This is a genomic window from Sphingomonas sp. GW821-FHT09E03 (assembly GCF_059416225.1).
This window is the reverse complement of the sequence record NZ_JBWKOS010000003.1, coordinates 250,692-268,638: the sequence shown is the minus strand read 5'-3', so window position 1 is coordinate 268,638 and position 17,947 is coordinate 250,692. Positions and strand designations below refer to the sequence as shown.

At 68.4% G+C, this 17,947-nt stretch carries 11 protein-coding genes; 4 read left to right on the top strand and 7 right to left on the bottom strand.

Annotation, left to right across the window (positions count from 1 at the left end; genetic code table 11):
* Position 1: 1 nt before the first annotated feature.
* Both AC07M8_RS09080 and AC07M8_RS09075 read right to left on the bottom strand, forming a co-directional pair.
* Positions 2–205 (bottom strand): hypothetical protein, encoded by a 204-nt coding sequence (locus tag AC07M8_RS09080; protein WP_495174015.1) that lies wholly within the window; start codon positions 203–205, stop codon positions 2–4.
* Between the two features lie 143 nt (positions 206–348).
* Positions 349–1,932: an alkaline phosphatase D family protein gene (locus AC07M8_RS09075; protein ID WP_495174014.1), complete on the bottom strand. Its 1,584-nt coding sequence runs from the start codon at positions 1,930–1,932 to the stop codon at positions 349–351.
* 219 nt (positions 1,933–2,151) lie between these two features.
* Here AC07M8_RS09075 and AC07M8_RS09070 point away from each other — a divergent pair, with 219 nt between their 5' ends.
* Positions 2,152–4,182, top strand: a complete 2,031-nt coding sequence (locus tag AC07M8_RS09070; protein WP_495174013.1) for an L-dopachrome tautomerase-related protein — start codon at positions 2,152–2,154, stop codon at positions 4,180–4,182.
* A 4-nt stretch (positions 4,183–4,186) separates the two neighbouring features.
* Here the strand turns inward: AC07M8_RS09070 and AC07M8_RS09065 are convergent, their stop codons facing one another.
* Genes AC07M8_RS09065 through AC07M8_RS09055 form a run of 3 tightly spaced genes read right to left on the bottom strand, consistent with a single transcriptional unit; the run spans position 4,187 to position 10,978 of the window.
* The gene (locus AC07M8_RS09065; protein ID WP_495174012.1) at positions 4,187–5,839 is read right to left on the bottom strand and encodes a DUF5597 domain-containing protein; all 1,653 of its coding nucleotides are present in this window, start codon (positions 5,837–5,839) and stop codon (positions 4,187–4,189) included.
* Positions 5,836–8,709: a glycoside hydrolase family 31 protein gene (locus AC07M8_RS09060; RefSeq protein WP_495174011.1), complete on the bottom strand. Its 2,874-nt coding sequence runs from the start codon at positions 8,707–8,709 to the stop codon at positions 5,836–5,838. The genes AC07M8_RS09065 and AC07M8_RS09060 overlap by 4 nt, the downstream gene beginning before the upstream one ends.
* A 43-nt stretch (positions 8,710–8,752) precedes the next feature.
* The gene (locus AC07M8_RS09055; RefSeq protein WP_495174010.1) at positions 8,753–10,978 is read right to left on the bottom strand and encodes a WD40/YVTN/BNR-like repeat-containing protein; all 2,226 of its coding nucleotides are present in this window, start codon (positions 10,976–10,978) and stop codon (positions 8,753–8,755) included.
* 225 nt (positions 10,979–11,203) lie between these two features.
* On the opposite strand from AC07M8_RS09055, the gene AC07M8_RS09050 reads away from it, so the two are divergent.
* Both AC07M8_RS09050 and AC07M8_RS09045 read left to right on the top strand, forming a co-directional pair.
* Positions 11,204–12,772, top strand: coding sequence for a GH39 family glycosyl hydrolase (locus AC07M8_RS09050; RefSeq protein ID WP_495174009.1), 1,569 nt, complete (start codon positions 11,204–11,206; stop codon positions 12,770–12,772).
* A gap of 90 nt (positions 12,773–12,862) precedes the next feature.
* Positions 12,863–14,476: a family 43 glycosylhydrolase gene (locus AC07M8_RS09045; protein WP_495174008.1), complete on the top strand. Its 1,614-nt coding sequence runs from the start codon at positions 12,863–12,865 to the stop codon at positions 14,474–14,476.
* On the opposite strand, the gene AC07M8_RS09040 is transcribed toward AC07M8_RS09045, so the two are convergent.
* Both AC07M8_RS09040 and AC07M8_RS09035 read right to left on the bottom strand, forming a co-directional pair.
* Positions 14,463–15,680, bottom strand: a complete 1,218-nt coding sequence (locus tag AC07M8_RS09040; RefSeq protein WP_495174007.1) for a chymotrypsin family serine protease — start codon at positions 15,678–15,680, stop codon at positions 14,463–14,465. The genes AC07M8_RS09045 and AC07M8_RS09040 overlap by 14 nt on opposite strands.
* Positions 15,681–15,786: 106 nt before the next feature.
* Entirely contained in the window at positions 15,787–16,539 is a 753-nt protein-coding gene (locus tag AC07M8_RS09035; RefSeq protein WP_495174006.1) for an SDR family NAD(P)-dependent oxidoreductase, read from the bottom strand.
* 216 nt (positions 16,540–16,755) lie between these two features.
* Between AC07M8_RS09035 and AC07M8_RS09030 the strand changes: the two genes are divergently transcribed.
* A complete protein-coding gene (locus tag AC07M8_RS09030) occupies positions 16,756–17,946 on the top strand; it encodes a PQQ-dependent sugar dehydrogenase (protein WP_495174005.1) in 1,191 nt (396 codons plus the stop codon).
* Position 17,947: the final 1 nt, after the last annotated feature.

Sequence of the window (17,947 nt, the reverse complement as noted above, 5' to 3'; positions counted from 1 at the left end):
ATCAGGCGCGCGGCATGATGGCAATGATTGCAAGGGTCTTCAACGCCCGCGCAAGCTTGCGGGCGTCCATGCGCCTGACGCCTTGGGCGCGTAGCGCCGCCGCGAGCTGGCGCTCGGTCAGCGGCGCCGACACCTGGTCGAGCAGGGCCAGCGCGGCGTCGCGGACGTTGCCGGGTGCGGCATGCAGGGCATCTACGGCGTTCATGCGCTCTCCTGACGGATCATCGATCCCGCGTCGATAGCTGCTGGCACCAGGAAGTGACACAGCCTGGCACACCGCCGACTTTTCTATAGCTGCATTAAGCAGCTGCGCGCCAACGGCTTATGGGGCGCTTGATCCGGAAGCGGTCAGGTCGTCCGGTCGCGAATGCCGGGCTGGCGCGGATCGAGCGTGAAGCGGACGAGGTCGCGCACGCCCGAGGCCTGGTCGCGCGCGTCCGCGAGGCCACGGAAGGTGACGCTGCCGCCCGTCGGGGTCAGCTCCACCCGGCCATAGCCGCGCACCTGATTTTCCGCATAGGCGAGCCCATTGTCCCTGGCCTGCTGGTTGAATCCGATGTCCGGGAACAGCGAGGTGATCGATCCGCCGACGAATTCGGTGGCGATCGGTGGCCCGTCCGGCTTCGCCGGATCCATCGTGTCCGCCGCGGCGAAGGAGTGGATGTCGCCGCCGAGCGCCACCGGGTTCGCGGTGCCGGCCTCTGCCCAGCGCCGATAGATGCGGTCGCGGGCGGCGGGAAAGCCGGACCAGCTGTCCGCATTGTAGCGGACGCCGGCTGCGGGGTGCTGTGGATCGGTGCGCATCAGCTGATGCATCAGGGTTTGCTGCGCGAGCAGGTTCCACTGGGCACGAGTGTCGCCGAGCGCCTTCATCAGCCACTGTTCCTGCGCGATGCCGAGCATGGTGCGCTCGCGCGACCACAGATCGGGGCAGGTCCCGATCGCCACTTGGTAGCGGCGGTGGGCCTCGATCAGCCCCGCCGGCTGGCAGGCGCGTGGGCCCCGGTACTGGCGATCGTCGACGATCTGGAACTGCGCGAGTCGCCCCCAGTCGAGCGTGTGATAGATGCGCATCGCCGATCCCAGCGGCGGCGCGCAGCGCACCGGCTGATGCTCGTACCAGGCTTGATAGGCGGCGGCGCGGCGCAGCAGGAAGGCGGCGGGATCGCCGTTGTCTTGGTCGAGCGCACCGGCATAGTCGTTGGCGACCTCATGGTCGTCCCAGGTGAGAATCCAGGGGGCGGCGTGATGCACGGCCTGGAGCAGGGGATCGCGCTTGTAGGTCGCATAGCGGACCCGATAGCCGGCGAGGTCCACCGGCTCGGGGTTCTGGTGGAGGCGGACGGCGTCGACGTTGCTGGGCGCGCCTTCGTAGATATAGTCGCCGAGGAACAGGATCAGGTCAGGATCCTCGGCGATCATGTGGCGATAAGCGGCGTAGAAGCCGGCTTCATATTTCTGGCATGAGCCGAAGCACAGCCGCAGCCCGTCGACCGCAGCGCCGGCGGCCGGCGCGGTGCGGGTCCGCCCGACCGGGCTGCTCTCGCCTGCGGCGAGGAAGCGGTAGAAATACCGCTTCGCCGGCTGCAGACCGCGCACGTCGACGTGAACGGCATGGCCCCAGCGCGGCGCGGCCCGAGCGACGCCGTCGCGGACGATCCGCGTGAAGCGTTCGTCCTCAGCGACCTGCCAGCGCACCGGCACGGGCAGCGCCGGCATGCCGCCATCGCTTTCCAGCGGGCGGGGGGCGAGCCGCGTCCACAGAATCACGGAATCGGACAGCGGGTCGCCGGACGCGACGCCGAGCGTGAACAGTCCCGCCGGCAGGCGCTCGGCGCCGCGCGCGGCGATCGAGAGAAGCGCGGCGGAGCCCGCCAGCACCGTACGTCTGGTCAGCGCGCTCGCGCCCGGATTGCTGCCGATGTTCACCATCTCCCCCGCGACCTGCACGCCGATCGTGACGTGGCGATGACCAACTGTGCTGCCGGCCGGATTCGTCGATCGGGGTGGCGCCCCCCGGGAAACAACCGGCCGGCCGGGAATTGTGCTGTGCGTGGCCGCCGCCGCGAGGAACGTCGATCTGCCATGACGGTAGGTGCGTTCCGGCCCAGGCTTACCCGTATGACGCTGCTTTTTCCTGAGGATGCCCCCATGCCCATGCTGACCACCGCGACGCTCGACATCGCCTATGTCGATGCCGGGCCGCTGGCTGCGCCCGTCGTGCTGTTGCTGCACGGCTGGCCCGACGATGCATCGAGTTGGAACGCGGTGGCGCCGCTGCTCCACGCTGCTGGCCTGCGCACGATCATCCCTAGCTTGCGTGGGTTCAGCAAGACCCGGTTCCTGGCCGACGACCAGCCGCGCACCGGCAACAGCGCCATGTTGGCGATGGATGCGATCGCGCTGATGGACGGGCTCGGCATCGAGCGGTTCATGGTCGCGGGTCATGACTGGGGCGCCAACATCGCCGAGGCGCTGGCGGTCGGCTGGCCCGAGCGCGTCGAGCGGCTGGCGATGCTCAGCACGCCGCCGCGAATGGGTGGCATGCCGACCCCGCCGTTCGAGCAAGCGCAGCGGCAATGGTATCACTGGTTCATGGCAACCGGCCGCGGCGCGCAGGCGGTGCGCGATGATCGCAAGAGCTTTGCGCATCTTCACTGGGTCAATTGGTCGCCGCCCGGCTGGTTCGACGAGGCGACCTTCGAGCGCGTCGCCCGCTCGTTCGAAAATCCCGACTGGGTGGACGTGACGCTGCACAGCTATCGGACGCGGTGGGACGAGGCGACGCCGGATCCGAGCAGCCAATGGCTGGAGGACAAGGTCAAGGCGACGCAGGCGCTGTCGCTGCCGGCGATCTACATCCAGGGCGACGCCGACGGCGTGAATCCGCCGAGCGCGAGCAGCGAGGTCGGCGCCAAGTTCACCGGTCCGTTCGCGCGGATCGTGCTCACCGGCGTCGGCCATTTCGCGCAGCGCGAGCATCCCCGCGCGGTGGCGCGTTACCTCATCGATCTTTTCGCCGGCGATCCCGTGCTGCTCGCCGACACCACCGACAGGAGCCTGACCATCAAAAAAGCCGCCCCCATCGTCGCCGGCATCGCCGCGCTCGGGCTCGCCGCCGCCGCCGTAGCGGGCGTCGCCCAGGCGCAGGGCCGCAGCGGCAAGCTGACCGATGTCGCCGCCTTCGATCACCAGGTGACCGGCGTCGCCGTTACCGCCGATGGCCGCCGCTTCGTCAACTTCCCGCGCTGGACCGACGATGCGCCGATCTCGGTCGCGGAGCTGATGAAGGACGGATCGCTGCGTCCCTATCCGAACGCGCAGTGGAACAGCTGGCGCAACGCGCGCGCCAACGAGCTGTCCGTCGCCGACCATTTCGTCTGCGTCCAGTCGATCGTGGCCGATGGCCATGGCCATTTGTGGGTGCTCGATCCGGGCGCACCGGGCAATGAGAAGATCCTGGAAGGCGCGCCCAAGCTGGTGCGGATCGATCTCGCCACCAACCAGGTGAGCAAGGTGATCCCGGTGCCGGGCGACGTGGCGCTGCAGGGCACCTATCTCAACGACATCCGCTTCTCGCCCGATGGCAAGACCGGCTATATCACCGACAGCGGCACCCGCGGCGCGATCATCGTCGTCGATCTCGACAGCGGCAAGAGCTTCCGCGCGCTCGATGGCCACCCGTCCACCCAGGTCGACAAGACGGTGACGGTGACGCTCGACGGCAAGCCGCTGGTCCGCCCCGATGGCCGACAGCCGGCGTTCGCCGCCGATGGCATCGCGATCGCCAACGACGGGAAGACGCTCTTTTACCAGGCGTTGACCGGCAAGACGCTCTACGCAATCGACACCGCCAAGCTGCGTCCCGAGGTGAGCGAGGCCGATCGTGCCGCGGCGGTGACGATCGTGGCGCAGACCCATGTCGCGGATGGCCTGTGGATGAGCCGGGCGGGGACGCTTTATCTCACCTCGCCGTCGGATTACGCGATCAAGCGGCTGAACGGGGCCACCGTCGAGACGGTGCTCACCGATCGTCGCCTGCGCTGGCCGGATACCTTCTCGGAAGGCAGTGACGGGACGATCTACGTCACCGCCAGCCACATCCAGGACACCAACTGGTTCACCCCCGGGGCGCCTGCGTCGATCCGCACCCAGTTGTTCTCGTTCACGCCGCCGCGGTGATCGGTCACGGCCGCTTCGGGTAGGTCGCCAGCCTGACCCGGAGCAGCTGCGGCGCGGCGGAGAAGTTCAGCCCCCAATCCGCCTGATCGCCATTCCAGACGCGGTCGAACTGCCAGGCGCCGGCAGCATCGACATGGCCTTCCTCGACCCGATCGAGGATCAGATTGGCTGCGTCCGGTGCCGCCAGCGCGAAATCGACCCGGGCATGGTAGCCGGTGACGAGATAGTCGTTCGGTGCCAGCTCGGCGATGGCAACGCCGCCCGATGGCGGCGTGTTGCCCGTGGCCGGCGCGGTGCCGAAGTCGCCGCGACCGAAGCTGACGCTCGCGATGTAGCGGCCGAGCCGTAACGTCGCCTGATGATGGGCCGCAGGATCATTGGGCTCGGCGCAGCCCCAGGTCTTGCCGGCGAAGGCGAGCTTCGCCCACAGCCGCTCGATGCCGCGGAACAGCGCGAAGTTGGCGGCGAACGGCGCGATCGCGTCGGCATCGATGGTCGGCGCGACGGGCAGGCTCTGGCGATAGCGCGACTGATCGAAGCCGAACGGCGCCCAGCCGATCGCGCCGCGCCCCACTGCCTCGAAGAAGTAGCGGGCATAGCCCGGCGCATGACCGGTCTCGACGATCAGCAGCGGGTTATCGGCGCGCTGATAGGCGTCGAGAAAGCCGCGGTAAGCGGCGTGATCGGGGTTGTAGATGTCCGGCGCGAGCGCATCGAGGTGCGGCGCGGCGGCCTTCCACACGTCGATCACGGTCTGCGCCGGGCCACCGCTCGCGTAGGTGTCGGGCGCCTGATAGGTGATCGGATCGCCCGTCAGCGCGGCGTTGGCGTACATCGGCAGCGGCATCACCGCCTTGCCCGCCGCGGCGACGGCATTGATGTAGCGCGCGACATGCCAGGCCTGGAAATAAAGCTCGGCGTCACGCCCGTACACCGCCGACCATGATCCCGGGCGCTTGTGCGTCTGCCGGAGCAGCGCCGGCGGCACCGGCCCGGCGAACAGCCTGTCGGCCTCGGGAGAGTGGTCGCGCGCCAGGCCGTAGGATCCGGCCTCATTTTCCACCTGCATCATCAGCACGGTGTGATCGGTGTCGACCTGCTTCAGATGCTGCATCAGCGCGACAAAGGCGCGGCTGTCGGCGGCAAGCGTGGCGCGGCCGAGCGGCGACAGCGCATAGTGCAACGTGCCGTCGGGCTTGATCATGCGCGGGAAGCGCTTGTTGTCGAGCTTCACCCAGGCTGGGGCATATTGCGGGTTGGTGTTCTTCCAGGTCGCGAACCACAACAACACGAGGTGGACGCGATGCTCGCGGGCCTGGGCGAGCAGCAGATCGAGATAGCTGAAGTCGAACTGTCCCTCGCGCGGCTCGATCTGTTCCCAGGCGATCGGTGCTTCGAGCGTGTTGACGTGGAGCGCGTCCATTGTCGGCCACACCTTGGCCATCGCCGCCGGCCACGCGCTCGAATTGTTCATCTGAGCGCCGAGCATGAGATAGGGTTCGCCGTCGACGATCAGCGCGTGGCGTCCGTCCCGCGTCTCGATGCGCGGCAGCGGGTGCGGCTGGACCACGGCGGGCGACGCGCTACCGAGCGTGAGCGCGGCAATAGTCACGCCGATCCGCCTCGCGCTGGCGAGCGAGATCCTCAGCGTGCTCACTGCGGCGTCACGGTGAGCGGCTGGCCACGGTAGGTGACCTGCTGGTCGTAGCCATTGTCGTCGGTCACCGGCTTGCCGGGTGACACCCATTTCACCCGGATCGTCCGGGTTTTCGGCATTGCCTGCCAGCCATCGCCTTCGCACGCGCCGATCGTCACCGCGCCGCTCGCATCGTCATAGTTGAAGGGAATCCGCGAGAAGGCGCCGGTCTTATATTGTTCGGATCGGCCGTCGTCCTCGTAGAGCGAGAAATGACCATCCGCACCGCGGTAGACGGCGATCGTGAGCGGGGCGCCGACATCCGAGTCGACATGCTGGGTAACCGGCCCCATCGGCACGATCGCGCCGGCGCGCACGAACAGCGGCATCCGCTCCAGCGGCGCGGCGATCTCTGCCGCGGTCCCGCCCCGGTAGGTACGGGCGCTCGCGAAATCGTACCAGATGCCGGTGCCGGGGAAATAGACGGTGCGGGCACGCGCTTTATAGTCGGTGACCGGCGCGGCGAGGAAGGCATCGCCGAACAGATATTGGTCGTTGATCCGCCGGGCCTTGAGGTCATCGGGGAAGTCCATCGCCAGCCCGCGCATGATGCTGGCGTCCTTCATGTAGACGTCCGCGCCGAGCGTGTAGATGTAGGGCATCAGCCTGTAGCGGAGCTGATCGTACCAGACCATCGCGGCGCGCATCGGCGAGCCCGCCGGCGAGATCTCGTAGATCTCGCGATAGGGATATTCGCCGTGGCTGCGGAACAGCGGGCTGAACGCGCCGAACTGGAACCAGCGCAGGTTGAGCTCGCGCCATTCATCGAGATCGGCGGCACTGGGGTTCTTCGCCGAATAGCGATCCTCGAGCGCGAAGCCGCCGATGTCGTGGGTCCAGTTGGCGAGGCCCGAGGCGGAGGCGTTGACGCCGGCGGAGATCTGCGCCCGCAGGTCATACCAGCGGCTGGCGACGTCGCCCGACCAGATCGCCGCGCCATAGCGCTGCAGTCCGCCGAAGCCCGAGCGGGTGAGCAGGAAGGGGCGGACATCGGGTTTGAACGCGGTCCAGCCATCGTAGAAGGACCGCGCGTTCATCAGCGGGTAGCTGTTGAAGAATTGCGCGGCCGGGCCCATCGCGGTCGGGCCCATCTGCTCGATGCGCAAGGGAATCGAGATGTTGGAGTGCATGTCGGGCTCGCTGGCGTCTGCCCACCAGGCGTCGATGCCGAGCTTGGCGAGCCGGTCCTCGATCTGCCGCCAGAAGATGCGCCGGCCTTCGGGGGCGTAAGGATCATAGTCGGTGCTGGCATAGCCCGGCCCCACCCAGTCCTTGTTGCCCATCTTGAGGTTGCCCTGATACACCAGCCCCTTGGCGGCGAGCTCCTTATAGGTGTCGGTCGTCGGGTAGAACTTTGGCCAGACCGAGATCATCAGATTGGCGTCGAGGCCATGGACCTTGTCGATCATCGCCTTGGGGTCGGGGAAGCGGCTCGGATCGAACCGGTGGCTGCCCCAGCTGTCGTCCTTCCAGTAGCGCCAGTCGAGCACGATATTGTCGAGCGGGATGGCAAGCTTGCGATATTGCTCGACGACGCCGGTCAGCTCGGCGGCGGTGTCGTAGCGCTGGCGCGACTGCCAGAAGCCATAGGCCCATTTGGGCATCATGCCGGATTTGCCGGTCAGCGTGCGATAGCCCGCGACGACACCGTCCATGCTGGTGGCCGGCACGAACCAATAATCCTTTGCCTGGGCGACGTCGCTGGTGAACCACACCGAATGGCGGTCCGCATCGGGCAGCGGATCGTTGTGGAATAGCGCGATATAGCCTGCATTCGGCTGCCATTCGACGCGCAGCGCGACCTTGTGGCCCTTACGCATGGGCAGCGCAAAATTTGCATACCAGGGATTCCAGTTCTGCCGCCAGCGATCGAGCACCAGTTTGCCGTCGGCAAACACCTTGTAATAGCTCGACCCATAGAGTTCGAATTTGTGGACGCCGTCCAGCGTCGGCTCGACATCGCCGGTCCACACCACCGTCTGCTGCTGGGTGGCGTTGCCCGCCGTATTCTGCCCGCCGCTCGCGGCCACGGTGCGCGCCTTGGCTGCCTCGGGCCATTTCGCCTGATCGGCGATGAACTGGTAATCGATCGTCGCCTCCTGGCGGGTGACCACCGGCTTGCCGTCGAGCGAATAGGTCGCCGTCCATCCGGGCTTGCCGTTGCTCGACACCTTCAGGCCCTCGCCGACCAGATCATAGGGACGGGGATTGCCGAACCGGGTGATGCCGTTGTTGTCCCACAGCAGCCCGTAACGGCGCGTGGAAACGAGGAACGGCACGGCGATGTCCATGTTGTGCTGGGCGAGTTCGACGTCCTCGCCGTTGTAATCCATCTGCGCATTCTGGTGCTGGCCGAGGCCATAGAGCGCTTCGTCGGTGCCGCGATTGAACTGCTGCGACACCGACACATAGGGGCGGCCGTCGACCTGGCGGGGCGCGAAGGTCGGGACCCCGGATTCCGCCAGCACCAGCGTGCCCGCGGCGTCGAAGAAGCGCACCGCGCCGGTCGCGAGATCGACGTCGGCACTCGCGGCTGCCGCTTTGACCCGGACATGACCGGGCTCCTGTGCGATCGTGAAGCTGCCGGGAGCGGGCGGGGCGGGCGCCATCAGGCTCGGGGTGCGCGCCTGCGCCGGGGCGCCGCGCGGGGTCGCGACGACATGGATAATGCCATCGGCGTGGACGCTGAGATCGACCTCGCCCGTCGGACCGCCGGTGGGGATCACGGCGATACCAGTCGGCGTTTGCCGCACGCCCTGCGGCACTTGCGCCAAGGCCGCCCCCGGCAGGGTGGTGCTGGCCAGCAGCAGATAGGTCGTCGCCCGCTTCATCATCATTCTCCCGGATGTTCTTGTTCTGGTAAGAGGCCACCGCTCAGCGGCCAGGGCGTGGATCGCCATAGAGGATGCCGCGGCCGTCGGTGCCGATATAGACCCGGCCGAACCGGCGCGGGTCGCCGGAGATCACGCGGAAGCGCAGGCCCCATTGGTGCCCGTCGTCGTTGATCCTTTGCCAGTTCGCGCCTCCGTCGAGCGAGCGCCACACCGCCTGCAGTCCCTGTCGCTTGCCGATCGCGAACACCGCCGGCCACGCGCTGCCCGGCGCGGCCTTGCCGAGCCCGTAATAAGCGATCTCGAGCGGCGCCGGCGTCGCGCTCCACCGCGCACCGAAATCGGCCGAGCGGTACAGGCGACCGCCGACGTTGAGCCACAACAGCCCGGCGTGGCCAGGCGTCGCCATCAGCGGGTTCTGCGCCTCGCGCCAGACGACCCGCGCACGCGCGAGGTCGGCCGGCAGGCCGGCGGTGGCGACGGGATGGAAGTGCAGCCCGCCGTCGTCGCTGCGGACGAGGCGATTGGCGGCAAAATCGAGCGCGTAGAAGCGGCGCGGATCGACCTTGTCGGCGGCCACCCTAGTGCGCGACGGCAGGCCCGTCACCGCGCGCCAATGCGCACCGCGATCGCGGGTCAGCGCCGGCGCGTCGAATTCGGCAAGAAAGGTGTTGCCGTCGGCGGCGACGGTGATCGCGGCGTCGCCGGTTTGCTCGGGCAGCGGCGAACCGTCGGCGTGCGGCGCGGCCGGCGGCGCGGCGAGCGGCGTCCAGCTCTCGCCGCCGTCGCGCGACCAGGCGAGCGACGGGCCCGGGACGATCCGAGTGTGGGTGCTGCCGCTGCGCACCATGATCGCTGGCGCGGCGCCGGCATAATCGAGCGTGTTGGTGTTGGTGAGGTACGGCTTGAGGTGGACGTGCGCGGGCGAGACTGCGAGATCGTCGTGGCGAAAGCCGCCGATGTCGCCAAAGCCTGACACCAACGGTGCGCCGCCTGTCGGGCTGGTGAGGGTGATGATCGCGGTCTGCTCGATGCCGTGCGTCCAAGGAGTCCAGCGCATCGTGCCGGGGGCGGCGAAGCCCTGGGTGTCATACATGGTTGCCCCGGTGACATAGGCGGCGTGGCCTGGGTCGAACGGATCGATCGCGAGCCCGGCGATCCAGTGGCCGAAGTTCGCCTTGCCGTCGAGATCGAGGAACGGCGTTGCCGAGACGTCGCGGATGCTGCGGCGCTGCAGTTCGTCCCAATGGCGGCCGCCGTCGGCGGAACGCCAGACGGTATCGATCGGCTTGTAGCGGTTGACCGTGCTGACCGCGATCACCTGCGGATCCTGCCGCGACACGGCAACGCCGAAGAAGCCGCCTGGCACCTCGCCCGGGCTGCGCGGCGGCGTCACGTCGGTGGCGTGGCGGGTGGCGGGATCGTAGCGCCATACCGCGCCGTCGGTGACGCCATTGGGGCCGATCGCGTCGGCAAAGCTGACCGTGACGAAGCCGTCGCTGCCGATCGCCGCCTTGGTCGGCAGCAGGCTCGCCGGTGCCGCGTCGATCGCGGTCCAGCTCGCGCCGCCGTCGTCGGAGCGGAACAGGTGACGGGGCCCCGGATCGGCGCTGCCGACGTACATCCGGCCGCGTTGCTGCGGATCGAACAGCACGAACGACAGGCCGCCGTGGGTGGTACGACGCGCGCGCGGCAGGCCGAGGCCGGTCAGGGGGAAGCCCGCCACCTTGGCCCAGCGCCGGCCGGCATCGTCGCTGCGCCACAGCCCGTCGTGGCGCGAGCCGAAGAACAGGGTCGAAGGGCGATGCGGATCGATCGCGAGCCGCTCGCCCATGCCGCGGCCGTCTTCGTTGCCGCCCATCGCGAACGGCACCGGATGGATCGCCCAATGCGCGCCGCGATCCGCCGAGCGGAAGATCGCGGCCGGGGCGGCGGCGCCCATGCCGGCGGCGAGATAGACGATGTCGGCGTCGACCGGATCGGGAGCGATGCTCTCGATGCCCATATAGCTGCCGACCGCCACGCCATCGAGCAGCTGGCGCCATTGCCGGTCCCGCGCGTCCCAGCGATACGCCCCTCCCATGTCGGTGCGCAGATACGCCAGGCCGGGCTCGACCGGGCTGAACACGATCCCCGGGGCAAAGCCGCCGCCGCCGACCGCGACGTTCTGCCAGCCATAAGCGACGCTCGCCGGGGTGGAGGCCGAGGCGGAAACGCCGAGCGGCACCAGCAGCGACATGGTGGCAGCAGCTGCCCAGCGCTTGATCATTCCAGGCCTCTCCGCCTTTGCCCGGGCGTTCGTCGCCGGGCGTTCGATGCGGCTGGGGTATCGCTAACAGCGGCGCCTTTGCAAGCCGACAGTTGCGTCTCGGCCGACGCATGCTGGTTAGCATCGCCAGCAGGTTGCCGATCGCCACCGATCTGCCTATCCTTTCCCGGATAGCGCTAACAAAACCGGCAGGACAAGACGGGGAGGCGCGGGAGAGGACGGCTGATGATGACCCTGGCTTCGAGGATGATGGCGCGGCTTGCGCTCGGCTGCATGGCGCTGTCGCCGAGCCTTGCCGCGGCCGCCGCACGCACCCAGGCGATCACGATCGACGTGCATGCGCCAACCACGCCGCGCAGCGCGACGGCGATGATGTCGATCGGCTCCGACTTCCCGGGGACGCTGATCCGCGACGACAGCCTCGCTCAATTGCGCACCGTGCAGCAGGAGCTGGGCTTCCGCTACATCCGCTTCCACAACATCTTCGCCGACCAGCTCGGCACCTATCGCGAGGTCGGCGGCAAGCCGGTCTACGACTGGCGCAAGGTCGATTACCTCTACGACCAGTTGCTGCGCATGAAGATCAAGCCGTTCGTCGAACTCGGCTTCACCCCCGATGCGATGAAGACCTCCGACCAGACCATCTTCTACTGGAAGGGCAACACCTCGCACCCCCAGCCGCAAAAATGGACGGCGCTGGTGGATGCCTTCGTGCGCCATCTCGTCGCGCGTTATGGTGCGGCGGAGGTGCGCAGCTGGTATTTCGAGGTGTGGAACGAGCCCAATCTCGCCGGCTTCTGGGAAGGCGGCGACCAGCAGGCCTATTTCGATCTTTATGGCCGCAGCGCCCTGGCGATCAAGGCGATCGACCCAGCGTTGCGGGTCGGCGGTCCCTCCACCGCGGGCGCGGCCTGGGTGCCCGAGCTGCTCGCCTATGCGACCGCGCACAAGGTGCCGGTCGATTTCATCACCACCCACACCTATGGCGTCGAGGGCGGCTTTCTCGACGAGAAGGGCGAGGGCGACAACAAGCTGTCGCGCAACCCCGATGCGGTGATCCAGGACGTGCGCAAGGTGCGCGCGCAGATCGATGCCTCGGGCCGGCGCGGGCTGCCGCTGTTCTTCACCGAATGGAGCACGAGCTACAATCCGCGCGATCCGATCCACGACGATTATCTCAGCGCGGCCTACATCCTCGCCAAGCTCAAGGGCACCGAGAGCCTTGCGCAGGGCATGAGCTATTGGACGTTCAGCGACCTGTTCGAGGAGCCGGGGCCGCAGGCCCGGCCGTTCGAGGGCGGCTTCGGGCTGATGACGCCGCAGGGCATCCGCAAGCCCGCATGGTTCGCCTATAAATATCTCCATGACCTCGGCGACCGCGAACTGCCGACCGGTGACGCGCAGAGCATCGCCACGATCAAGGGCGGCGCCGTGCAACTGCTCGCCTGGCGCGATGCGCTGCCCGAGCAACCAGTGAGCAACCGTCCGTTTTTCACCAAGGTGCGTGCGCCCGGCGATGCCGCGCCGCTGGACCTCATCGTGAAAGGCATGAAGCCCGGCCGCTACCAGGCCCGCATCCGTCGCACCGGCTTCCGGCACAATGATGCGTATACGGCCTATCTCGAGATGGGGCGGCCGGCGGCGTTGACGCCGGCGCAGGTGCAGCAACTGACAGCGTTGACGACGGATGCGCCGGAGGTACGCCCGGTCAGCGTCGGCGCCGATGGCAGGCTCAGCCTCTTGCTGCCGATGCACGAACAGGATGTGGTGATGATCGATCTCGCACCACGCTGATCGCAGCGGCGCCTGCAACGCGCGAACGGCGGTTGATCAGACCAGGAAACCGGTGTCATCATCGCTCTCGCAAGCCGTGGAGGAGCAGGGATGACCGAGGTGAACAGGCGCGATGCGGTCGGGCTGGCGCTGGCAGGGGGCGCCGGACTGCTGGGATCGCCGGCAGTGGCACGGCCAGACGCGGCCACGCCTTGCGCCGCGCCGTTCGACGATCAATGGCGGCGCGGCTTCGATGGCCAGCGCGTCGCCGATCTCGGCGACGGCCGCTTCCTCAACCCGCTGATCGGCGGCGATCGGCCCGATCCTGCCATCCTCAAGGACGGCGCCGACTATTACATGACCTTCTCGAGCTTCGACAGCTATCCCGGGCTGACGATCTGGCACAGCCGCGATCTGGTCAACTGGCGGCCGCGCTCGGCCGCGCTCACCCGCAACATCGGCTCGGTTTGGGCGGTGAGCCTCGCCAAGCATGCAAACCGCTACTTCCTCTATATCCCGGTCAAGGCCGAGCCCAACGACATCTACGTCATCACCGCCGCTCACATCGACGGCCCCTGGTCCGATCCCGTCTCGCTCGGGCTGCACGACCACATCGATCCCTGCCACGCGGTGGGCGAGGACGGCTCGCGCTGGCTGTTCCTGTCCGGCGGCGATCGCATCCGCCTCGCCGACGACGGGCTGTCGACGGTGGGCGCGGTCGAGCATGTCTATGATCCGTGGCGCTATCCTGACGAATGGGACGTCGAGGGGTTCAGCCCGGAGGGCCCCAAGATCCAGCGCCACGGCGACTGGTTCTACATGATCACCGCCGTCGGCGGCACGGCGGGGCCGCCGACCGGGCATATGGTGATCGTCGCCCGGTCGCGATCGATCCACGGTCCCTGGGTCAACGATCCGGCCAACCCGCTGGTGCGCACCGTCTCGAATGACGAGAAATGGTGGTCGCGCGGCCATGCCAGCCTGGTCGAGGCGCCGGACGGCAGCTGGTGGTCGGTGTATCATGGTTTCGAACACGGCTATTGGACCTTGGGAAGGCAGGTGTTGCTCGATCCGATCCGCTGGACCGCCGATGGCTGGTTCCGGATGACGGGCGGCGATCTGTCGCGGCCGCTATCCAAGCCCAAGGGCGGGCAGGCGGGGCCGCACGGACAGCCGCTCTCGGATGCGTTCGCCGGCCCGCTGGCGCTCGGTGCCAAATGGAACTTCTTCCGCCCCGGTGCCAACGAGCGCGCACGTGTTCGCGTCGAGCAGGATGCGCTGATCCTCAAGGCGAGCGGCACGGCGCCGAGCGATTCTTCGCCGCTGCTGCTGATCGCCGGCGACCAGGCCTATGAATTCCAGTGCGACATCGAGATCGCCCCGGGTGGCACCGCCGGGCTGGTGCTGTTCTACGACGACAAGCTCTATTGCGGTCTCGGCTTCGACGAGCACCGCTTCGTGACGCATCAATATGGCATCGAGCGGGGCCGGCCGGCGCATGACCACGGCCGGCGCATGACCGTGCGCATCGCCAACAAGCGGCACATCGTCGCCATTCATACTTCCGCCGATCATGGCGCGACATGGCAGCGTTTCGATCGCGGCATGGAGGTGTCGGGCTATCACCACAACGTCCGCGGTGGCTTCCTGATGCTGCGCCCGGGGCTCTATGCGGCAGGCGCCGGCGAGGCGCGGTTCCGGGACTTCCGGTTCAAGGCGCTGTGAGTGATGTCCCGGCGGGATCGGCGGTCAACAGCCGCCAGCCCTGCGGCAGATAGTCTGTCGACATGTAGAAGTAGAAGGCGCAGCTGCCGTCCGAGCGGTAGCTTGCGCCCTTGAGGATGCCATAAGCGGTGGTGCCGAGGAACACCGGGCTGCCGCTGTCGCCGCCCTTGCAGGTCGGCCCGGCGACGCTGGTCCAGGTCGGCAGGCAGGCGCCGCCGCACAGGTCGCCGGCGGGGGCGAAATCGGTGAGTTCCACCTCCGAACAGCTGTAGCCGGTGCGCTCGCCGCGATGGCAGACCACGTCGCCGGCACGCATCCCCGCGCGGGGACGCGCACCCGTGACGGGACGACTGACCGAGCGACGGGTGTCGGCGAAGAACACTGGTGCCAGCGGCTGGGGGCTGGCGTTGATCTGCACATCCTGGTTGCCCCAGCCCCATTGGCCAACGAAGGGTAGCGGGATGGCGACCCCGTCGGCGTCGCGGACGCTCAGCGCATCCGGGCAATGCGCTGCCGTCGCCAGCGCGGTGCGGACCTCGTCGGTGACGACGAAGCCGGCGGTGCACAGATATTGCCGCGGGTCGCCGGCGATGCTGCCGACCATGCGGGTGCCGCCCTCGACCCCCGCGGCATCGAGCGCGGGCTGGTCGACCACGCGCAGCCGCACCGGCACCTGGGTGAGCGCCTCAAGCCGATCGCGGAGCCCGTCGCTGCCCTCGCGCGCGACGTCGCGCACGGATACCACCGCGACGAGCTCGCCGGTGCGCTGATCGACGCCGAGGCCGGGGGGCGAGAGCAGGCTGGCGCGGATCTGCGCTTGATAGGCGGTGATCGCCTGGATCAGTCCGGTGTGGCTGGTGCGCGCGCCGGTGATGTAGGTCACGCTCACCGGCTCGCCCGCGAGGTCCAGCGTATCATTTGCCACCGGAGCGTCGCCGGTCAGGCGGACGACGATCGCGAACGCGGGGCTGTGCTCGATCGCGATGCCGGCCAGCCTGCTGCCGAAGCGGTCGGCGATCGCATCGGTGGCGGCGACGCTCGCCTGTTGCAGGCGCAACTGCCGGCCGGCTTCCTCCGGCGTGGTGCCGAGTCGCTCGGCGATCCCGGCGGCGTCCTGCGCGAGCGCGTCATCGGCGGATTGTAGCGCCACCGGCGGTGCGATCTGCGCCGACGCCGGCATGGTCCCCGCCAACGCCAGGGCCACACCGATCAATCCGCGCCAGAAAAGCTGCCCCACGGCTCGCAGCCCTAGGCGCGGCAAGCTGGCCGCGGGCTGAACGACGCCGATGCCGTCGGGCGCTGACCGCCGGTCAGCCGCCGCGCGCTACTTGGAAACCGGCGAACGACTGGCTGACCGGCATTAGCTCCAGCCGGTTGATGTTGAGATGCGCCGGCAGGTCGGCCACCCACAGCATGGTCGCGGCGATGTCCTCGGCGGTCATCGGATTGGCGCCCTGGTACAAGGCATCGGATGCGGCCTGGTTGCCGCCGGTACGGATCACCGTGAACTCGGTCTCGACCATGCCCGGCTCGATCGAGGTGACGCGCACGCCCTTGCCGTGCAGATCGGCACGCAGCCCGAGCGAGAATTGCTCGACGAACGCCTTGGTGCCGCCATAGACGTTGCCGCCGCTGTACGGATACGTCGCCGCGACCGACGACAGGTTGATGATCGCACCACGCCGGGCAACGAGGCCGGGTAGCAGATGATGGGTGAGCGAGACCAACGCGGTGACGTTGGTCGCGATCATCGTCTGCCAATCGGCCAGGCTGGCCTCCTGCGCCGGCTTGGTGCCGAGCGCGAGGCCGGCATTGTTGATCAGCAGGTCGATGTCGCGCCACTCGGCCGGCAATCCGGCGAGCGCGGCCTGGGCGGCGGCGTCGTCGGCGACGTCGAAGGCGAGGGTATGGACCTGGTCCGGCCCGAGCCGCTCGCGCAACGCCGCCAGCCGCGCCGCGCGCCGGCCGGTGGCGATCACCCGCCAGCCCGCTGCGACGAACGCCTCTGTCGCGGCGGCGCCGATGCCGGCGGTGGCGCCGGTGATGAATGCAGTCTTGGCCATGACGTCTCCAACGGATCGGGCGCCGCATCGTGCCTGTCGGCTGCGGCTCGAGCTTGTCTCCTGACCAAAGTGGCGGTGGCGTTCAAGCTGCGTTCGCGGTGACCGTGCCGGACGAAACAGCGTCAAGGCCGCGGTTACCCTCTTCCCGCGCATCCTCTCGGCGACGCGAACGTTTCAACATCATATCCTCGATCAAGAGGAACAGGGGAGCGTGCCATGCGCCAACGTCGCTTCGTCCCGATCTCGCTCGCGATCGCCTTGGCGGGCTGTGGCGGCTCCGATGGCGGCGACACGGTTCCGCCGGTCGCCACGCCCACGCCGACGCCGACGCCCGCACCAACGCCCACGCCGACCCCGTCACCCACGCCTACCCCGACGCCCACCGCGATGGTCAACCAGCGGGTCGTCGCCACCTTCGACAATCCCTGGGCGATGGTCTTCTTGCCCGATGGCCGCCTGCTCGTCACCGAGAAGTCGGGGCAACTGCAGCTCGTCACGCAGGCGGGTGGCAAGACGCCGGTGGCCAATGTCCCGCAGGTCACCTTCCAGGGCCAGCTCGGGCTGCAGGATGTCGCGCTCGATCCCGCCTTTGCGACCAATGCGCGGGTGTGGATCACCTATGCCGAGCCCGCCACCGGCGGTCAGCAGCTCGCCGTCGCCCGCGCGACGCTCAATCTGGATGCGGCGCCGCGGCTGAGCGACGTCACCGTGATCTGGCGGGCGACGCCGGCGACCACCGGCGGCCAGCTCGGTGGCCGCCTTGCCTTCGCGCCCGATGGCCGAACGCTGTTCGTCAGCACCGGCGAGCGCCAGCAGGGCACGCCGGCGCAGGATCTGTCCGGCACGCTGGGCAAGATCGTGCGGATCAACCTCGACGGCACCCCGGCGGCGGGTAATCCGTTCGCCGCCACCGCCGGCGCTCGCCCCGAGATCTGGACGCTGGGTCACCGCAATCCCTACGGGCTGGTGTTCGCCAGCGATGGCCGTCTGTTCGAATCCGAGATGGGGCCGATGGGTGGCGACGAGTTCAACCTGATTGATGCCGGGCGCAACTATGGCTGGCCGCGCGTGTCGGAGGGCGACAATTACGACGGTACGCCGATCCCACGCCACGCCACCAACCCTGCCTACACGCCGCCGCTGGTGAGCTGGACGCCGGTGATCGCGCCGGGCGGGATGATCCAATACCATGGCTCGGCCTTCGTGGGCTGGACCGGCGACTTCATCCTTGCCGGGCTGGTGCAGCAGGGCATCGTCCGGGTGCGGGTGACCGGCAACCAGGCCAGCGAAGTGGCGCGGATCAGCCTCGGGTCGCGTACCCGCGAGGTGGAGGAAGGGCCCACCGGCTCGCTGTGGGTGCTGCGCGATGGCGCCAACGCCGCGCTGGTGGAGCTTACGCCGCGCTGAT

Bases quoted from the DNA above. Each gene is read 5' to 3' on its own strand.
- AC07M8_RS09055 (WP_495174010.1), bottom strand. From the start codon at position 10,978: ATGATCAAGCGCTGGGCAGCTGCTGCCACCATGTCGCTGCTGGTGCCG.
- AC07M8_RS09080 (WP_495174015.1), bottom strand. From the start codon at position 205: ATGAACGCCGTAGATGCCCTGCATGCCGCACCCGGCAACGTCCGCGAC.
- AC07M8_RS09030 (WP_495174005.1), top strand. From the start codon at position 16,756: ATGCGCCAACGTCGCTTCGTCCCGATCTCGCTCGCGATCGCCTTGGCG.
- AC07M8_RS09060 (WP_495174011.1), bottom strand. From the start codon at position 8,709: ATGAAGCGGGCGACGACCTATCTGCTGCTGGCCAGCACCACCCTGCCG.
- AC07M8_RS09035 (WP_495174006.1), bottom strand. From the start codon at position 16,539: ATGGCCAAGACTGCATTCATCACCGGCGCCACCGCCGGCATCGGCGCC.
- AC07M8_RS09050 (WP_495174009.1), top strand. From the start codon at position 11,204: ATGATGACCCTGGCTTCGAGGATGATGGCGCGGCTTGCGCTCGGCTGC.
- AC07M8_RS09045 (WP_495174008.1), top strand. From the start codon at position 12,863: ATGACCGAGGTGAACAGGCGCGATGCGGTCGGGCTGGCGCTGGCAGGG.
- AC07M8_RS09075 (WP_495174014.1), bottom strand. From the start codon at position 1,932: ATGGTGAACATCGGCAGCAATCCGGGCGCGAGCGCGCTGACCAGACGT.
- AC07M8_RS09070 (WP_495174013.1), top strand. From the start codon at position 2,152: ATGCCCATGCTGACCACCGCGACGCTCGACATCGCCTATGTCGATGCC.